Source organism: Dactylosporangium sp. NPDC049742 (assembly GCF_040674675.1).
GTDB lineage: Bacteria > Actinomycetota > Actinomycetes > Mycobacteriales > Micromonosporaceae > Dactylosporangium > Dactylosporangium maewongense.
Window position 1 is genome coordinate 14,492 of the sequence record NZ_JBFANF010000031.1, and the last position, 17,404, is coordinate 31,895.

The following is a 17,404-nucleotide window of genomic DNA, read 5'->3' on the forward strand; positions in this document are numbered from 1 at the left end:
CCATCGCGACCGGGCTGGTCACCCGCAGCACCGTCACCAACCCACAACAGCCGTGCGGCCTGCCTGGGGCTGATTCGCCGGCCGCCCCGTCGCTTCGCAAGTCGCAGCCCTATGTCACCGATCGGCAGGCTCACCGCGTGCACCGAGGCCGGCAATCGCACACCCGCTCCGGCTCGAGTCCGCAATCGAGCGCCACCAAGATGACCCACCCACGATCACACGGCGGTGGCAACAGCCTGTTCCACGAGGTCGCCAGCCAGGCCACCGCCGCACGCCCATGACCTGCGACGCCGCCGCGTGCGCCGCAGGCCAGGTCCAGCGCGGGTCAGGTTCGGCTGGCCAGGTCGAGCGCGGGTCACGGGGTCAGGACCGGAGTGGGATCAGAGCCAGCGCGGGTCACGTCTGGCACCGGTCAGGGCCGGGACCAGACAGATCCAGCCGGGTCAAAGGCCAGCGAGGTCAGGTCCAGCGAGGTCAGGTCCAGCGGGGGCACGTCCAGCGCCGGTCAGGGCTGACACCAGCCAGGGCCGGGACCAGCGAGATCCGGCCGGGTAGAAGGCCAGCGAGGCCAGGTCCAGCGGGGCACGTCCGGCAGGGACAGGTCCAGCGGGGCAGGTCCGGCAGGAGCAAGTCCCGCAGGGCAGGTCGGGCGGGGGTAGGTCCAGCAGGGCAGGTCCGGCGGGGGTAGGTCCAGCACCGGTCAGGGGGTGGGCTCTGGCCAGGTTGGTGTGGCTGGGTGGGGACGGGGTGACCGGGCTGGGGGGCTGGGGGGCGTGCCTGGGGTGGGCCGGGCACGCCCGCAGCGGGGTGTGGGAGGAGGGACGGGAGGTCAGGTGGTGTGGTCTAGGACGATTTTGCCGAAGACGTTGCCGGAGTGGAGTTTTTCGAAGGCGGTGCGGGCTTCGGAGAAGGGGATGATCGAGTCGATGACGGGGCGGACGCCGGTGTTGGCCAGGAGGGTCATCAGGGCGGACAGCTCTTCGGGGGTGCCCATGCTGGTGCCCAGGATCTCCAGTTGCAGGGCGAACATGCGGCGGAGGTTGACCTTCGGGAGGTGGCCGCTGGTGGCGCCGGAGACGACGATGCGGGCGCCGTGCTTGGCGCACTTCATCGAGTGGTCGAAGGTGGCCTCGCCGACGGTTTCGATGATGACGTCGACGCGTTCGGGGAGGCGGGCGCCGGAGTCCAGCGCGGTGGCGCCGAGGGCGGCGACGCGCTCGCGTTTCGAGGCGTCGCGGGAGGTGGCGTAGACGCGGGCGCCCAGGGCCTGGGCGAGCAGGATCGCGGCGGTCGCGACGCCGCCGCCGGCGCCCTGGACCAGGACGGCCTGGTCGGGCTCCACGCGGCCCTTGGTGGTGAGCATCCGGTAGGCGGTGAGCCACGCCGTGGGCAGGCAGGCCACCTCCGCGAAGGTGAGCTCCGCCGGCTTCGGCACGAGGTTGTACGCGGGAACGGTGACCTGCTCGGCGACGGTGCCCTGGTAGAACTCCGAGAGGATCGAGACCTCGCCCGAGGGGGTGAAGACCACCGGGTACACGACGACCTCGGCACCGTCGGGGCCGATGCCCGCGGCGTCGCAGCCGAGGATCATCGGCAGCTGCTCGGGGCGGAGGCCGACGCCGCGCAGCGACCACAGGTCGTGGTGGTTGAGCGCACTGGCGCGCACGTCCACCACGGCCCAGCCGTCACCCGGGACAGGCGCCGGGGCCTCGCCGACCGTGAGGCCGGCGAGGGGGTCGGCGTCGTTGAAACTGGACGCGAAAGCTGCACGCATGACGGTTATCTCAACACACCGTCGACGCGGGCGGCGGCGGCGACCGCGGCGGCCACGGCCGGGGCGACGCGCGGGTCCAGGGCGCTGGGCACGATCGTGCCCGTCGAGAGCTCGTCCGCGGCCAGCACCGAGGCGATGGCCGACGCGGCGGCGACCTTCATGCCGTCGGTGATCCGGGTCGCGCCGGCTTCCAGGGCGCCGCGGAAGATGCCGGGGAACGCGAGCACGTTGTTGATCTGGTTGGGGAAGTCGCTGCGGCCGGTGGCGACGACCGACGCGTAGCGCGCGGCGATCGACGGGTGCACCTCGGGCGTCGGGTTCGCGAGGGCGAAGATCGCCCCTCCGGGCGACATGCCGGCCAGCGCCGCCTCGCCGATGGTGCCGCCGGAGACGCCGATGAGGACGTCGGCGCCGCGGAGCGCGTTGGCGATGTCGCCGGTGATCCCGCCGGCGTTGGTGCGCGCGGCGAGCGCGGACTTCTCCGGGTTCAGGTCGGTGCGGCCGGTGTGCAGGCAGCCCCGGGAGTCGAGCACGACGATCTCGCCGGCGTCGGCGCCGCCGCTGATGAGCATCTTGGTGACGGCGACGCCCGCCGCGCCGGCGCCGCTGACGACGATGCGCAGGTCGTGCAGCTCGCGGCCGAGGACGCGGGCGGCGTTGCGCAGCGCGGCGAGCACGACGATCGCGGTGCCGTGCTGGTCGTCGTGGAAGACGGGGATCGGCAGGGTCGCTTCCAGGCGGCGCTCGATCTCGAAGCACCGCGGCGCGGAGATGTCTTCGAGGTTGATGCCGCCGAACGACGGTGCGAGGGCGGTGACGATCGCGACGATCTCGTCGGGGTCCTGGGTGTCCAGGCAGATCGGCACCGCGTCCACCCCGCCGAACTGCTTGAAGAGGACGGCCTTGCCCTCCATGACCGGCATCGCGGCGCGCGGGCCGATGTTGCCCAGTCCGAGCACCGCCGAGCCGTCGGTGACCACGGCGACAGCCCGGCCGACCCAGGTCAGCTCGTGGACGAGCGCCTCGTCGGCGGCGATGGCCTCGCAGACCTGGGCGACGCCCGGCGTGTACGCCAGGGCGAGATCTTCACGGGTCGCGAGCGGCACGCTGGACTGGACGGACATCTTGCCGCCCTGATGGAGGTCGAAAACTGGCCCTTCAAGGGCGTGATTGGTCACGGGTGCAGACACGGGGGCTCCTTTGCCACGTCTGACAATGCTGGTGTTTCCGCCAAGCGCATGGGTGGTGAAAGCGCTCATGATGCGATTCAGCGGGGGTGACCCGGTATCCGCATCACCTTACGCTGCGCCGCGCCGCAGCCGCACCGGTTGTGGCCACCAGCGAAATGTCACACGTCCGATGACGTCGGCCGGCCCGTACGCCTCGGAATCATCGGATCCGAAGGGGTTGTCGCCGGTCAGCCACCATCCGCCGGCCTCCGCCCGGGCCACGCGCTTCACCACCAAGAGGCCTGGCCGGCTGCGGAAACACCCGACGACGACGTCGCCGGGCCGCGCTGTCCCGACGCGGCGAACGAAAATCCGATCACCATGGCGCAACGTCGGTGCCATCGACGGGCCGTGCACCAGTGCCGTGAACCACGGTAGCCGCATGAAATCCCCGAGTTTGGACAGGAGTAGGGTCAGCAACTGAGGATCATCGCAAATCACCCTGGAGGGTTCGATGCGACTGTCGCGGCTATTCACCCCGCGCACCGTGGTGAGCGCCCACTGCGACCTGCCGTGTGGTGTCTACGACCCGGCGCAGGCCCGTATTGAGGCCGAGTCCGTCAAAGCAATCAGCGAGAAGTACCAGGCCAACAGTGACCCCGAGTTCCGCACCCGGGCGCTGGTGATCAAGGAGCAGCGTTCCGAGCTGGTCAAGCACCACCTGTGGGTGCTGTGGACCGACTACTTCAAGCCGCCGCACTTCGAGAAGTACCCGCAGCTGCACGGCCTCTTCAACGAGGCGACCAAGCTCGCGGGCGCGTCCGGCGCGAAGGGCTCGGCCGACCCGGCCGTCGCCGAGCAGCTGCTGGCGAAGATCGACGAGATCGCGAAGATCTTCTGGGAGACGAAGCAGGCCTGACCTGCCAGAGGTGCCCTCCACCCCGCCACGGCGGGGTGGAGGGCTTTTTTCATGGATGAGGTGCATAGATGAGCGTGGAAGTTCGTGCGGCGACCGACGAGGACGTGCCGGCGATCGTCGGGATGGTGTATGAGCTCGCGGAGTTCGAGAAGGCCCTCGAGGAGTGCCATCTGACGGAGGAGCAGCTGCGGGCGGCGCTCTTCGCTCCGGCGCCGTCGGTGTTCTGCCACGTCGCCTGTACCGGCGGCGAGACGGTGGGGATGGCGCTGTGGTTCCGGACGTACTCCACGTGGGAGGGCGTGCACGGCATCTATCTGGAGGACCTGTACGTGCGGCCGGCCGCCCGCGGCACCGGAGCCGGGAAGGCCCTGGTGGCGAAGCTGGCGCAGATCTGTGTGGAGTCCGGCTACCCGCGGCTGGAGTGGGCGGTGCTCGACTGGAACCCGGCCCGCGGCTTCTACGACGCGCTCGGCGCGCGGCACAAGTCGGACTGGCTGCCCTACCGGCTCACCGGGGACGCACTCGCCGCCACGGCGTGTGCGGCGACGTCGTAGAGTCGCGGGCAAGGGGGTTCATCGCGTGACTCAGGTCGTTTCGAAGAGGTCCGGATCCGACGCCGACGACGTCGTGCTGCTGGCCGTGCCGGCGTCGCCCGCCTATCTGGGGGTGCTGCGCACCGCGACCGCGGGTCTCGCGGCACGCCTGCAGTTCACGCTCGACGAGATCGAAGACCTGCGCATCGCCGTCGACGAGGCGTGCGCGATGCTGCTCGCGGTGGCGAGCGAGACGCCGCAGCTCGGCGACACGGTCGAGCTGGCCTGCCGGTTCACGGTCACCGCGGACGCGCTGACGGTCGAGACGTCGGTGCCGCTCGGGTCGCCGACGGAGCGGCTGCCCGGGGGCGAGTCCTTCGCGTGGCAGGTGCTCAGCGCGCTCGCCGACGAGGTGTCGGCGTCGGTCGACGGCCTCCAGGCGCGGATCCGCCTGACCAAGCGCCGCCCGAAGTAGGCCCGGGGCCAAAGCGCCGCCCGAAGCAGGCCCGGACCAAAGCGCCGCCGCCCGAAGTAGGAGCGGGCCACCGGAGGCGGCACCTACAGGGGGCGCTCCTTCAGGGCGGCGACGCCGGGGACCGGGGTGCGGGCGTGCTCCGGCGGCAGCTCCGCCGGCCTGACGTGGTCGATGTGCCCGCGGGCGATCTCCATCGCGAGGTCGATGTTCTGGTCCCCGATCGCCGCCAGCAGCGCACGGTGATCCCGGTCGATGATCCTCCACATCGGCAACGGGGCGTTGTGTGCGGCGGCCTTGCGGTCGCTCACGGTGTACAGCGGACGCACCATCAGGCAGAGCAGCGTGTTGCCCGACGCGGCGGCGACGGCCAGGTGAAACGCCGAGTGCGCGGCGATGCGCTCGTCGAGGGTCGCGGTCTCGGGATCGAACATCGCGGCCTCGAGGTCGCGCAGGTGGCACGGCTCGCGGCGGGCGGCGGCGAGGCCGGCGGCGGGGACCTCGAGCATCCGGCGGACCTCGAGGAAGTCGTCGCCCTTGACGGCGCCGCTGGCCAGCAGCAGCCCGATGCCGTCGGTGAGGGACTCGCCGAGCGTGCGGGCGTCGGGCTCGGCGACGAAGCTGCCGCCGTTGACACCGCGGGTGGTGACGATCAGGTGCTGGCTGCTCAGCAGGCGGAGCGCCTCGCGGACGGTGGACCGGCTCAGCCCGGACTGCTCACAGAGCTGCGGCTCCGTCGGCAGCCGGGCACCGGGCAGGAGCTGACCGGACATGATCTCCACGCGGAGCCGGTCGGCGAGGACCTGATAGGCGGGTGCGACCGTCACGACCACCGAGCGTAAGTCACGCCTGCCATCGGCGGGACCAGCAACGCCACAGGTCGTACGTTCAGCGGATGCCGAGCGCGATCCGCGTCGACGGGGCGAACAGCAGGATCGCCCCGGCGAGCCCCAGCGCGAAGAGCGGCGCCCCGATGTAGGGCTGGCCGTGGGTGAGCATCGTCCAGCCGATCGGCATCTGCAGCATCTGCGTGACGATCCCCGGGCCGCGGGCCCATCGCTGACGGCGGTGCAACGCGATGGCGATCCCCAGGAACAGCAGGGTCATGAGCGCCAGGTAGCCGGTGAAGGACAGCGCCGTGGCGAGGAACGTCGACTTGCTGGTGACGTCCAGATAGACGATCACCAGCGTGAGCAGGGCCAGCCCGATGCCCTCCGCGAACAGCAGCCGCACCGCCCACCGCAGGGTCGCCGGCTCCCGCTCCGCCGCCGCCGTGCCGCTCACGCGCCGCTCACCTGGCATTCCCTTCAGCTGGCCCTGTCCCGTGCACCTCACCTTAGCGCGCGGGAGAGCGGGTACAGTGCCGCCCATGCGAGCCCTCCTGGTCGTCAACCCGAACGCGACGACCACCACCGAACGCGGCCGGGACATCCTGGTGCGTGCGCTGCGCAGCCAGGTCGACCTGGAGGTGGCATACACGCAGCGCAAAGGCCACGGCGTGGAGCTGGCGCGCGACGCCGCCCGGGAGCGCTTCGACCTCGTCGTGACGCTCGGCGGCGACGGTACCGTCAACGAGGCGGTCAACGGTTTGATGACCTTCGACGCCGGCCCGGCCGAGGGGCGCGCGCAGGAGCGCCCGGCGCTCGCGGTCGTGCCGGGTGGCTCCACGAACGTCTTCGCTCGGGCGCTCGGGCTGCCGAGCGACTGGGCCGAGGGCACCGGCGCGATTCTGGAGGCGCTGCGGGACCGGCGGGAGCGGATCGTCGGCCTCGGCCGCGCCGACGACCGGTATTTCACGTTCTGCGCCGGTATGGGCCTTGATGCGGAGGTCGTGCGGCGCGTGGATCAGGCCCGGCACCGTGGTTCGACGTCGACGCCGTGGCTGTATTTCCGGTCGATCGCGCAGCAGTACGTGACGACGAACCGCCGGGTGCCGCTCCTCACGCTCGAGCTCCCGGGCGAACCTGCCAAGTCCGGGCTAACGTGGATGTTGGTGCAGAACACTGCACCATGGACATACATCGGCGAGCGGCCGGTGGATCCGAATCCGCGTGCCTCGTTCGACACGGGGCTCGACGTGCTGGGCCTGCTGCAGATGCAGGCCGGGAGCACGGCCCGGACGATGGCGCAGCTGGTTCGCGGCGCCGACTTGAAGGGCAAGCAGGTGCTGCGGATGCACGATCTTGCCGGGTTCACGCTCACCGCCGCCAAGCCGATCGCTTTCCAGGTCGACGGGGAGTACCTCGGAGAGTGCGACAAGTTGGATTTCGCGTCCGTGCCGGGAGCGTTACGCGTAGTGTGTTGAGTCACTCCCGGCGGTCGGTCCACCGAAGGGGGAGAAAGTTGCAGAGAGTCGCGACAGAGACACCGCGACCGCATCTCCGAAACCCCTCCGATCGTTGACCGAACCGTACTACATTGGTAACTGACTGTTGCGATTCAGGGTCCCTAAACGCAATAAAATCGGACAAACAGTGCGTGAGCTTGCTCACCGACTTGGATTTTCTTGGTTTGGACCCCTTGACATCGCGGTAGTTCGTGAAAGCATTCACAAGCGATACGAACACTGAGCGTTGCCCGCACACGCGTTACGGATCTTCAGGCTCCGCCTAGCCGAGACGTTACGCGAGATGCACATAGGGAATCACTAACAACGATCCGCGAAAACAACAAGGAGTGTTGCCGCCATGTCGGACTGGCGCCACCATGCCCTCTGCCGCGACGAGGACCCGGAGCTGTTCTTCCCCATCGGAACTTCGGGCCCGGCGTTGCTGCAGGTCGAGCAGGCGAAGGCGGTCTGCCAGCGCTGCTCCGTGACCAGCGACTGCCTTCAGTGGGCACTCGACTCCGGTCAGGACGCAGGCGTCTGGGGCGGAATGAGCGAAGACGAGCGTCGTTTGATGAAGCGTCGCGGCGGCCTGCGGGTCCGCGCTCACTCCGCATAGCCTGAGCCATAACAGCACCATAAGAATCGCAGCCCGGCACCGAAGCGCACCCAAGCCTAAAGCGCATCGAAGACCCGAGCAGCAGCGAAGACGAAAACGCCCCGGCCGATGCGCCGGGGCGTTTCACGTGCGGGCCACGACCAATCTGCCTACCCACGATAATGGGGGTCGTTGGGGCCGGGCGGCGGGAAGTTCGGGCCGTCGTAGTAGGGCTGCCCGTAGCCGGGCGGCGGGTAGCCGGGCTGCCCGTAGCCGCCGTAGCCGGGGGCGCCGTAGGGCGGCTGGCCGTATCCGGGCGGCGGGTAGCCGGGCGGGTATCCCTGGTTGCGCATGGCGGCCGACTCGACGTCGATCAGCCGCTCCAGCTCGCCGCGGTCCAGGAACGTTCCCCGGCACTCCAGGCACTGTTCGATGGTGACGCCGCTGCGCTCGTACTGCTGCATCGTGCCGCGGCACTTCGGGCATGTCATCTGCATACCCCCAAGGTAGCCCTCGGCCACCAAGCGCGAGATCAGCCGTTTCCGCAGGCGACCCGGCCGGTGCGGCTAGTCGAACAGCTCCTCGAAGAAGCTCTCGCGGTGGTGCTTCTTGCGCTTCTTGTGGTGCCCGTAGTGACCATAGTGGCCGTGCTGACCATGCTGCTGCGGGTAGTGCGGCTGGCCGTATGCGGGCTGGCCATAGGCCGGCTGCCCGTATCCGGGCTGACCGTGCACCGGCTGGCCGTGCACCGGCTGGCCGTAGGGCTGTTGACCGTAGGCCGGCTGCTGCGGATACGCCTGCGGCGAGCCGGGCGGCGGGAATCCCGGGGTGCCGGGCGGGACACCGGGGGCGCCCGGCTGCTGCTGACGCCCGCGCCAGGCGTTCTCCGCGTCGGTGATCTTCTCCAGCTCACCGCGGTCGAGGAAGATCCCCCGGCACTCCAGGCATTGGTCGATGGTGACACCGCTGCGCTCGTACTGCCGCATCTCGCCGCGGCACTTCGGGCATGTCATCTGCATACGTCCACGGTAGCCGCCGGGTTCCAAGGCCACCTTCAGGCGGCGAGATCCATGGTCTCCGGGGACACCCGGCCGATCCTGGCGACGACGAGCCGGGCCAGGTCGAGCGCGCGACCGAGCGGCGGCGCGGCCGGTTCGAGGGCACCCGCGGACACGGCGGAGGCGACGGCGGCCTCGTGCAGCTTGCCCGGCGCCAGGAAGTACGAGGAGATCGCCACCCGCGCGCAGCCGGCGGCCCGCAGCGCCGACACCGCGACCGCGCCGGTGACCGGCGACCCGGAGGCGAACGCCGCGCGGCACGGCAGCCCGAGCGACCGCCCGAGCTCGGCGGCGGCCAGGTCGACGGTGTGCCTGGCCAGGTCGTCGCGGGTACCGGCGGCGATCATGACGACCCCGTCCGCCTCGACCGCGGGAAGCTGCCGGCGCAGCGCCGCGAGCAGCAGCGGATCGACGACCCCGCCGACCGGCCCGAGTACGTCGGTAATAGAAACGCGAGACCGAAGGCCCGCCGCGACCGCCCGGTCGATGACCGCCGGCAGGTCGATCCGGCCGTGAAACGCCGAGGTCAGCAGCAGCGGTACGACAACCGCCGACCGATGCCCGAGCCGCTGCATGTCGAGCAGTACAGCGTCCGGGCGGGGGCCGGCGTGGTCGAGGAACGACGTCCGGACGTCCAGCCCCGGGCGCTGGGCCGCGACCGCGCGGGCGAGGGCTCTCGTCGAGGCCGCCGCCCGCGGGTCGGAGGACCCGTGCGCCACCAGTAAGACAGCTGTTACTAGCTCCCCCGGCTTCGCCGGCGGTTCCGAGGGGGGCTGCGCCACCCCACACCCCCCATGCTTCGCACTACGAACCTTCACCCGGCGTGGAGACCGCACTCGGTCTTGTCGAACATCGGCCAGCGCCCGCCGCGCGGGTCGCCGCCGGGAGGGGTCCGCCGGGTGCACGGCCAGCAGCCGACGGAGGCGTACCCCTGCCGCATGAGGGCGTTCACCGGGACGTTGTAGCGGGAGATGTACGCGTCGACGTCGGCCTGCGTCCACTGCGCCAGCGGCGAGACCTTGAACTTGCCGCGGGCCTGCTCGAAGCTCACGATCGGCGTGTTGGCGCGGCTCGGCGACTCGTCGCGGCGCAGGCCGGCGGCCCACGCGTCGTAGTCCTCGAGGGCCCGCTCCAGCGGCTCGATCTTGCGCAGGAAGCAGCACTCGTCGGGGTCGCGGGCGTAGAGCCGCGGCCCGAACTCGGCGTCCTGCTCGGCGACGGTCTGCCGCGGGCGGATCGAGCGGACCGTCACCGGGAGGGTCCGCTGGACGACCTCGCGCACGCGGAGCGTCTCGGCGAAGTGCAGGCCCGTGTCGAGGAAGATGACCGGCACGCCGGGCACGACCTTCGACACGACGTGGGCGAGCACGGCGTCGGCGAACGAGCTGGTCACACAGAACCGGTCGCCGAACTCAGCGGCGGCCCACTCCACGATCTTGTCGGCGGTCTTGCCCTCCAGCTGGGCCGACGCCTCCTTGGCCAGGGCGATGGACTCTTCTCGGGTACGTGCAACGGCTGTGCTCATCGCTTCGCCTCCAACATTCGTGCCGCAAGCCCCAGGAATTTCAGTGAGAAGACCCGCGCGCAGCTGCGGCACTCCCATGCGCCGTGCGTGTCCTCGTGTGGCCGTAGGTCCTCGTCCCCGCAGTACGGGCAGTACAACGGAGCCATTCGCTCGCTCATCGGAGTTCCTCCTCCGGAGCCCGCATGACCCAGTGGGCGAACGACTCGCCGGAATCGCGACCGGCGAGGTAGTGGTTGGCGACCCGCTCGACGTACGAGGGCAGGTCGGCTGCGGTGGTCTTCAGGCCGCGGAGCTTGCGCCCGAAGCCGGCGTTCTGTCCCGCCGCCATGCCCAGGCCGCCGCCCAGGTGGATCTGGAAGCCCTCGACCATGTCGCCGGTGGCGTCGTCGCGCACGAGCATGCCCTTGAGGCCGATGTCGGCCACCTGCGTGCGGGCGCAGGCGTTGGGGCAGCCGTTGAGGTGGATGGAGATGTCGGCGTCGAGCTCGGCGACCTTCGCCTCCAGGTGCTCCACCAGCTCGGCGGCGCGGGCCTTCGTCTCGACGATCGCCAGCTTGCAGAACTCGATGCCGGTGCACGCCATCGTGCTGCGCCGCCAGGTGGACGGGCGGGCCTCCAGCCCGGCCTCCCGCAGGCCCAGCACGACCGCCTCGGTGTCGGCCTCGGCGATGTCGAGGACGATGAGCTTCTGGTACGGGGTGAGCCGCACCCGGTCGCTGCCGAACCGCTCGGCGAGGTCGGCGACCTTGGCGAGCTGGCTGCCGGAGCTGCGGCCCGCGATGGGCGCGGCGCCGACGAAGTACTTGCCGTCCCACTGCTTGTGCACGCCGATGTGGTCGATCGGCTTCTCCGGCAGCTCCGGCGACGGGCCGTCGATCAGCGGGCGCTTGAGGTACTCGGTCTCCAGCACCTCGCGGAACTTCGCCGCGCCCCAGTCGGCGACCAGGAACTTCAGCCGGGCGCGGCTGCGCAGGCGGCGGTACCCGTAGTCGCGGAAGATCTGGATGACGCCGAGCCACGCGTCGACGACCTCGTGCAGCGGCACCCACACGCCGAGGCGCACCGCCAGCATCGGGTTCGTCGACAGGCCGCCGCCGACCCAGAGGTCGAAGCCGGGACCGTGCTCCGGGTGGATCACGCCGACGAAGGAGACGTCGTTCGCCTCGTACGGGGTGTCCGGCAGCCACGAGATCGAGGTCTTGAACTTGCGCGGCAGGTTGGACAGCGTCGGGTCGCCGACGTACTTCTCGGTGATCTCGTTGATCGCCTCGGTCGGGTCGAGCACCTCGCTCTCCGCGACGCCGGCGATCGGGCTGCCGAGCACGACCCGCGGGGTGTCGCCGCAGGCCTCGGTCGTGGACAGGCCGACCGCCTCGAGCTCCCGCCAGATCTGCGGGACGTCCTCGACGCGGATCCAGTGCAGCTGGATGTTCTGCCGGTCGGTGATGTCGGCGGTGTCGCGGGCGAAGCGGGTGGCGATCGACGCGATCGTGCGCAGCTGGGCGAGGCTCAGCTGGCCGCCGTCGCTGCGGATGCGCAGCATGAAGTACTTGTCGTCGAGCTCCTCGGGTTCGAGGATCGCGGTCCGGCCGCCGTCGATGCCGGGCTTGCGCTGCGTGTACAGCCCGAACCAGCGGAACCGTCCGCGCAGGTCAGCGGGGTCGATCGAGTCGAAGCCGCGGTGCGCGTAGATCGACTCGATGCGGGCCCGGACGTTGAGCGGGTTGTCGTCCTTCTTGCTGCGCTCGTTGGGGTTGAGCGGCTCCCGGTGGCCGAGCGCCCACTGCCCCTCGCCGCGAGGGCGCCCACCGGCTCCGGCCCGAGCGCCGCGGGCGGCGGGACGGGGAGCGGGTGCGGCGTTGTCTGCCGGGACGGTGTTCACCGTCATGTCGGCGTCCTCTCAGGGTTGAGAGCACGCGAGCCTGCGCCGGCCTATCGCGGAAGATGCGCGATGGATGACGTCGATGTCATGAAGAATCCGGCGCGAGTCGCGCGCCCGAAGAAAGAATTAACGGGCGGCGTTCAGCAAGCCGGACACATGGCGCTGCGCACGCGACCGTAGTCGACGTGTCGGCGGCTGACGAGCCGCAGAGAAGCAGCGTGCATAGGGTGCAGTCTTCCACGTCGACCGGTCCTTACGCCACGTCGGCGTGAGGGTTGTCTCAAACCCGCGTCACCGGGACGTAACCCAAAGAAGACTCAGCCGATAGGAAATATAGACCGGAATGGGCAGGCCGCCGACCGGCAATGACCGGCGGTCCCACAGTGCGGTAGGTTTCAGCGTTTCGCCAGCGGGACGACCATCACAGCCTCCGTGCCGCCGCCGGCCCGGGTGCGCAGCTCGATCGTGCCGCGCAGCTCCCCCGTCGCGAGCGTCCGCACGATCTGCAGCCCGAGCCGCTCGCTGCTGTCCAGGTCGAACCCGTCGGGCAGGCCCCGGCCGTTGTCGGCGACGGTGACGTGCAGCTGCTTGCGGAAGCGGTGCACGGAGACGACGACCTCCGGTTCCTGCCCGCCATCGGGGGCGGCGGGCTCGGCGGCCTGGCCGAGGCGCGGCTCGAACGCGTGCTCCACGGCGTTCTGCAGCAGCTCGTTGAGGACCATGACGAGCGGCGTGGCGATCTCCGCGGGCAGCACGCCGAAGTCGCCGTCCCGGCGCAGCGCCACGGTGAAGTCGGAGGCGGCCACCTCGACGGCCGCGGCCGCGACCCGGTCCACGATCCCGTCGAACTCGACCGCCTCGTCCGCGGTGTCCGACGCCGACATCGAGAGGGTCTCGTGCACCAGGGCGATGGAGGCGACCCTTCGCACCGACTCCTCCAGCGCGTGCCGGGCGGCCGGGACCCCGACCCGGCGGGCCTGCAACCGCAGCAGCGCGGCGACGGTCTGCAGGTTGTTCTTGACCCGGTGGTGGATCTCCCGGATCGTCGCGTCCTTCGTCATGAGCTGCCGGTCGCGGCGGCGGACCTCGGTGATGTCGCGGACCAGGACGAGCGCCCCGATCGGCACGCCCGCCGGCATCAGCGGCAGCGCCCGCATGAGCACGGTCGCGCCGCGCGCCTCCAGCTCCTTGCGGGCGGGCGCGTCGCCGCGCAGCGCCGAGTGGACCCGGTCCGTGGCGTCCTTGCCCTCGAGGGGGTCGTCGCAGAGCCGGCCGGTGATCTCGGCGAGGCTCTCGCCGACCAGGTGCGCGGCGAGCCCGAGCCGCCGGTACGCCGACTGCGCGTTGGGGCTGGCGTAGGTGACCTTGCCGGACGCGTCGAGGCGGACCAGGCCGTCGCCGATGCGTGGGGCGCTGGTGGTCTCGCCGGGGTGCCGCGGCGGCGGGAACGTGCCGTCGGCGATCATCTGCGCCAGGTCGTCGGCGGTGGTCAGGTAGTTGAGCTCCAGCTGCGCCGGGGTCCGGGCGGTGCTGAGGTTGGTGTCCCGGCCGACGACGGCGATGACCTGCGTCTCGCCCCGGCGGCGGATCGGGATCGCCTCGTGGCGGGCGGGCATGTCGCCGTACCAGACGGGATCCCCCTCCCGCCAGATCCTGCCCTGCGCCCGGACGATCGCGAGGTGCGCCACCTCGGGTCCGCCGGCGACCCGGCCGACCTGGTCGTCCTGATAGGCGGTCGGGGCGGTCGTCGGCCGCACCTGCGCGACGCACAGGAACTCGCCGCGGTCCGCGATCGGCACCCACATGAGCAGGTCGGCGAACGACAGGTCGGACACGATCTGCCAGTCGCCGGCGAGGCGGTGCAGGTGCTCGATGTCCTCGGGCGCGAGGGAGGTGTGCTCCTCGACGAGGTCACGCAGGGTCGACACCGTTACAGACTATGGTGGGCCCGTGCGTCGCCTGTTGCCTGCCCTTGTCCTAGTGCTCACCCTCGGCGGCTGCGGGTGGGTGGGCCGCGCCGACGAGACCAGCAAGCCCGACGGGTTCCAGCTGCACGGCTACGTGAGCGTGGCGGGCGCGGCGACCGGCGTCCCGGGCACCCCGTGCCTGGCCCCGGTGCCGGACATCGCCTCCGGGGCGACGGTGAAGGTGGCTGATCAGGACGGCAAGGTGGTGGCCGTGACGACGTTGGCGGCCGGTGTACTGGCGGCGACGGGCGGGACGTACCACTGCAACTTCTCGTTCGAGCTGCTGAACCTGTCCGGGAGCCGGCCGACCTACCAGATCCTGGTCGGTGACCGGCCCCCGGTGGCGTTCGAGACGCGGGCGCTGCGCGAAGGCCGCCTCGCCGTCGTCGATGTCGCCGTTACAGCGTCGCCGTCACCTTCTTGAGGCCGCGCGGCGCGTCGGGGTTCTCGCCCCGGTGCAGGGCGAGAGACAGGGCGAGGCGCTGCAGCGGCAGGATGTCCAGCAGCGGCGCGTAGCGCTCGTCGACCTCGGGGGTCGGCACCCAGCCGGCCGCGCCGTCGACCTTCGACGGGCCGAAGACGACCACGTCGGCGCGGCGCTCGCCGAGCCGGCCGACGACGTCGCGCATCGACGCGCCGGCGGGACCGCCGCCGACGACGGCGAGGACCGGCACGTCGGGGTCGGCCATCGCGAGGGGGCCGTGCAGCAGGTCGGCGCCGGAGAACGCGAGACCGGCCACGTAGGACGTCTCCATCAGCTTGAGCGCGGTCTCGCGCGCCGTCGGGTACGCGTAGCCGCGGCCCGTGGTCACGATCCGGTCCGCGAACCGGTAGCGGGCGGCGAGGTCGGCGGCGGTGTCGTCGGCGAGGACGCGCTCCGCGTGGCCGGGCAGCTCGCGCAGCGCGGCGAGCTCCTCGGCGGGCAGCGAGCCGCCGCCCTTGATGCTCTCGACCAGCATGAGCAGCGCGAGCAGCTCCGCGGTGTAGGTCTTGGTCGCGGCGACCGCGATCTCGTGCCCGGCGACGACGTCGACGTGCAGCTCGGCGACCTGGGCCAGGGGCGACTCGGCGTTGTTGGTGACGGCGAGGGTGTGCGCGCCCTGCTCGCCGGCGACCCGCAGCACCTCGCGCAGGTCGGGCGAGCCGCCGCTCTGGCTGACCCCGACGACGAGCGTGTCACGCAGGTCGGGGCGGGCGCCGTAGAGCGTCATCGCCGACGGCGAGGCGAGGCCGACGGGGATGCCGAGGCGGATCTCGGTGAGGTACGCCGCGTACAGCGCGGCGTGGTCCGACGTGCCGCGCGCCGTGAAGATCACGTTGCGGGGCTGCCACTGCGCGATCCGCTCGGCGACGGCGGCGATGGCGCCCGCCTGCTCGTCGACGAGCCTCGCGAACACGGCCGGCTGCTCGGCGATGTCCGCCTGCATCCCGGCACCGGGCTGCTCGGTCACGGCTACTCCTCTATGTGCTGGCGTCTGATGCGCGTTACTGCTCAAAGTTTGGCAGCTTCGCGCACCAGACGCCAGTTTTCATCGCAACTTCGCGCATGTGGTGCGCGAAACTACCCCTCCTGCGCAACCAGCGTGCTCTCCGCCTGCTCCTTGGCCGCTTCGGGGCCGCGCAGCGCGACCTCGCGGATGAAGATCGCGAGCAGCGGCACCAGCACCGTCGCCGCGATCGCCCAGAGGAACACGCTGGACGTCGCGCCGGCGATCGCGTCGATCACTGCGGTGCGTACCCCCGCGGGCAGCTGGCCGAGCGTCGCCGGGCCGATCGAGGCGCCGCCGCCACCGCCGCCGGCGAGCTGGTCCGCCGCCTGGTCGCCGACCTTCTCCGCGAGCAGGTCGTGCAGCCGGTGGTTGAAGATCGCGCCGAACGCCGCCACGCCGAACGCGCCGCCGATCGAGCGGGCGAACGTCGAGGTGCTGCTCGCCACGCCCAGATCCTTGAGCTCCACGCTGTTCTGCGCGATGAGCATCGAGGTCTGCATCAGGAAGCCCATCCCCAGGCCGAGGACGGCCATGTAGATCGCCGACTCGGTCTTCGAGGTGTCCGAGTCCAGCCGCGACAGCAGGACCATCGCCACGATCATGACGAACCCGCCGATCACCGGGAAGATCCGGTACTTGCCGGTCTTGGTGATCATCTGGCCGGCCACCAGCGAGGTCACCAGCAGGCCGCCCATCATCGGCAGCAGGAGCAGCCCGGAGTTGGTCGCCGAGGCGCCCTGCACGATCTGCTGGTACAGCGGCAGGAACGTGATCGCGCCGAACATGGCGAACCCGACCAGGAAGCCGATGCCCGCGACCAGGCTGAAGTTGCGGTTGCGGAAGATGGCCAGGGGCAGGATCGGCTCCGGGTGGCGCCGCTCGACGATCATGAACGCGGCGAGCGACACCACGGCCAGGGCGGCCAGGCCGACGATCTGCGCGGAACCCCACGCGTACTGGTTGCCGCCCCACGTGGTGATCAGGACCAGCGCGGTGACGCCGGCCGAGAGCAGGGCCGCGCCGAGCCAGTCGATCCGGTGCTCGGTGCGCTTCTTCGGCATGTCGAGCTTCAGCGCGAGCAGCGCCAGCGCCGCGCCGCCGAGCGGCAGGTTGACGAAGAACGCCCAGCGCCAGTCGGCGTGGTCGGTGATGAAGCCGCCGACGAGCGGGCCGCCGACCATCGCGACCGCCATGACCGCGGCGAACTGGCCCTGGTACTTGCCCCGCTCGCGCGGCGACACGAGCTCGCCGAGGACGGCCATCGCGCCGACCATGAGACCACCGGCGCCGAGGCCCTGGAACGCGCGGAAGCCGATCAGCTGCGGCATGTCCTGGGCGAAGCCGCACAGCACCGAGCCGAGCAGGAACAGCACGATCGAGGTCAGGAAGACCGTCTTCCGTCCGTACAGGTCGCCGAGCTTGCCCCAGATCGGCGTGGACACCGTCGAGCCGAGGACATACGCGGTGACGACCCACGACAGGTGGTCGACGCCGCCCAGGTCACCGACGATGCGGGGCATCGCGGTGCCGACGATCACGTTGTCGAGCATCGCCAGGAGCATCGCCATGAGCAGTCCTGGCAGGACGACCCTGAGGCGCTTGTCAGACATCGTGGCTCACCTTACTTGTCGGCCGGCTAGTTGACTTACTAGCCGTACGGTAAGTTCGTACTAGCCGCTCGTCAAGTCAGT

Annotated in this window: 19 protein-coding genes; 6 read left to right on the forward strand and 13 right to left on the reverse strand. The window is 70.8% G+C overall.

The annotated features are described in order from the left end of the window. Positions 1 to 829 precede the first annotated feature (829 nt). The 3 genes from AB0J72_RS32010 to AB0J72_RS32020 form a co-directional block, all read right to left on the reverse strand. Positions 830 to 1,783 (reverse strand): zinc-binding dehydrogenase, encoded by a 954-nt coding sequence (locus AB0J72_RS32010; protein ID WP_363405253.1) that lies wholly within the window; start codon positions 1,781 to 1,783, stop codon positions 830 to 832. Next, a complete protein-coding gene (locus AB0J72_RS32015) occupies positions 1,780 to 2,898 on the reverse strand; it encodes an NADP-dependent malic enzyme (protein WP_363405255.1) in 1,119 nt (372 codons plus the stop codon). Before AB0J72_RS32015 ends, AB0J72_RS32010 begins: the two co-directional genes overlap by 4 nt. A 174-nt stretch (positions 2,899 to 3,072) precedes the next feature. After that, complete coding sequence (locus AB0J72_RS32020) at positions 3,073 to 3,387, reverse strand: S24/S26 family peptidase (RefSeq protein WP_363405257.1); 315 nt, start codon at positions 3,385 to 3,387, stop codon at positions 3,073 to 3,075. A gap of 70 nt (positions 3,388 to 3,457) precedes the next feature. Between AB0J72_RS32020 and sodN the strand changes: the two genes are divergently transcribed. The 3 genes from sodN to AB0J72_RS32035 all read left to right on the forward strand — a co-directional run bounded on the left by sodN (position 3,458) and on the right by AB0J72_RS32035 (position 4,870). Then, positions 3,458 to 3,862 (forward strand): superoxide dismutase, Ni, encoded by a 405-nt coding sequence (sodN, locus tag AB0J72_RS32025; RefSeq protein WP_344503672.1) that lies wholly within the window; start codon positions 3,458 to 3,460, stop codon positions 3,860 to 3,862. 68 nt (positions 3,863 to 3,930) lie between these two features. Then, a complete protein-coding gene (locus AB0J72_RS32030; RefSeq protein ID WP_363405082.1) occupies positions 3,931 to 4,416 on the forward strand; it encodes a GNAT family N-acetyltransferase in 486 nt (161 codons plus the stop codon). A gap of 25 nt (positions 4,417 to 4,441) precedes the next feature. Next, positions 4,442 to 4,870 carry an ATP-binding protein gene (locus AB0J72_RS32035; RefSeq protein WP_344503674.1) on the forward strand — a complete coding sequence of 143 codons (429 nt, stop codon included), beginning with the start codon at positions 4,442 to 4,444 and terminating at the stop codon, positions 4,868 to 4,870. An 83-nt stretch (positions 4,871 to 4,953) separates the two neighbouring features. Here the strand turns inward: AB0J72_RS32035 and AB0J72_RS32040 are convergent, their stop codons facing one another. Both AB0J72_RS32040 and AB0J72_RS32045 read right to left on the reverse strand, forming a co-directional pair. Then, positions 4,954 to 5,694 carry an FCD domain-containing protein gene (locus tag AB0J72_RS32040; RefSeq protein ID WP_363405084.1) on the reverse strand — a complete coding sequence of 247 codons (741 nt, stop codon included), beginning with the start codon at positions 5,692 to 5,694 and terminating at the stop codon, positions 4,954 to 4,956. A gap of 61 nt (positions 5,695 to 5,755) precedes the next feature. Next, complete coding sequence (locus tag AB0J72_RS32045) at positions 5,756 to 6,151, reverse strand: hypothetical protein (RefSeq protein ID WP_363405086.1); 396 nt, start codon at positions 6,149 to 6,151, stop codon at positions 5,756 to 5,758. Between the two features lie 85 nt (positions 6,152 to 6,236). Between AB0J72_RS32045 and AB0J72_RS32050 the strand changes: the two genes are divergently transcribed. Then, positions 6,237 to 7,172: a diacylglycerol kinase family protein gene (locus tag AB0J72_RS32050; protein ID WP_344503677.1), complete on the forward strand. Its 936-nt coding sequence runs from the start codon at positions 6,237 to 6,239 to the stop codon at positions 7,170 to 7,172. A 382-nt stretch (positions 7,173 to 7,554) separates the two neighbouring features. Next, on the forward strand, positions 7,555 to 7,812 hold the full coding sequence (locus tag AB0J72_RS32055) for a WhiB family transcriptional regulator (protein ID WP_033358446.1): 258 nt from the start codon (positions 7,555 to 7,557) through the stop codon (positions 7,810 to 7,812). Between the two features lie 149 nt (positions 7,813 to 7,961). Here AB0J72_RS32055 and AB0J72_RS32060 read toward each other — a convergent pair whose 3' ends face one another. From AB0J72_RS32060 to AB0J72_RS32085, 6 genes are all read right to left on the reverse strand, one after another. Then, positions 7,962 to 8,288: a zf-TFIIB domain-containing protein gene (locus tag AB0J72_RS32060; protein ID WP_344503678.1), complete on the reverse strand. Its 327-nt coding sequence runs from the start codon at positions 8,286 to 8,288 to the stop codon at positions 7,962 to 7,964. A gap of 69 nt (positions 8,289 to 8,357) precedes the next feature. Next, positions 8,358 to 8,810, reverse strand: a complete 453-nt coding sequence (locus tag AB0J72_RS32065; RefSeq protein ID WP_363405089.1) for a zf-TFIIB domain-containing protein — start codon at positions 8,808 to 8,810, stop codon at positions 8,358 to 8,360. Positions 8,811 to 8,845: 35 nt separating this feature from the next. Continuing rightward, positions 8,846 to 9,568, reverse strand: a complete 723-nt coding sequence (locus tag AB0J72_RS32070; RefSeq protein ID WP_363405091.1) for a CbiX/SirB N-terminal domain-containing protein — start codon at positions 9,566 to 9,568, stop codon at positions 8,846 to 8,848. A 95-nt stretch (positions 9,569 to 9,663) separates the two neighbouring features. Next, positions 9,664 to 10,374, reverse strand: coding sequence for a phosphoadenylyl-sulfate reductase (locus AB0J72_RS32075; RefSeq protein ID WP_363405093.1), 711 nt, complete (start codon positions 10,372 to 10,374; stop codon positions 9,664 to 9,666). A 154-nt stretch (positions 10,375 to 10,528) separates the two neighbouring features. Beyond that, complete coding sequence (locus tag AB0J72_RS32080) at positions 10,529 to 12,262, reverse strand: nitrite/sulfite reductase (protein ID WP_363405095.1); 1,734 nt, start codon at positions 12,260 to 12,262, stop codon at positions 10,529 to 10,531. A 389-nt stretch (positions 12,263 to 12,651) separates the two neighbouring features. Next, the gene (locus AB0J72_RS32085) at positions 12,652 to 14,184 is read right to left on the reverse strand and encodes a histidine kinase N-terminal domain-containing protein (RefSeq protein WP_363405097.1); all 1,533 of its coding nucleotides are present in this window, start codon (positions 14,182 to 14,184) and stop codon (positions 12,652 to 12,654) included. Positions 14,185 to 14,206: 22 nt separating this feature from the next. On the opposite strand from AB0J72_RS32085, the gene AB0J72_RS32090 reads away from it, so the two are divergent. Continuing rightward, a complete protein-coding gene (locus AB0J72_RS32090) occupies positions 14,207 to 14,647 on the forward strand; it encodes a hypothetical protein (protein WP_363405099.1) in 441 nt (146 codons plus the stop codon). Here the strand turns inward: AB0J72_RS32090 and AB0J72_RS32095 are convergent. Together AB0J72_RS32095 and AB0J72_RS32100 are read right to left on the reverse strand one after the other, a co-directional pair. Next, positions 14,622 to 15,650, reverse strand: a complete 1,029-nt coding sequence (locus tag AB0J72_RS32095; RefSeq protein ID WP_363405259.1) for an SIS domain-containing protein — start codon at positions 15,648 to 15,650, stop codon at positions 14,622 to 14,624. The two genes, AB0J72_RS32090 and AB0J72_RS32095, sit on opposite strands and share 26 nt — an antisense overlap. Positions 15,651 to 15,784: 134 nt before the next feature. Next, positions 15,785 to 17,323, reverse strand: a complete 1,539-nt coding sequence (locus AB0J72_RS32100; protein ID WP_363405101.1) for an MDR family MFS transporter — start codon at positions 17,321 to 17,323, stop codon at positions 15,785 to 15,787. Positions 17,324 to 17,404: the final 81 nt, after the last annotated feature.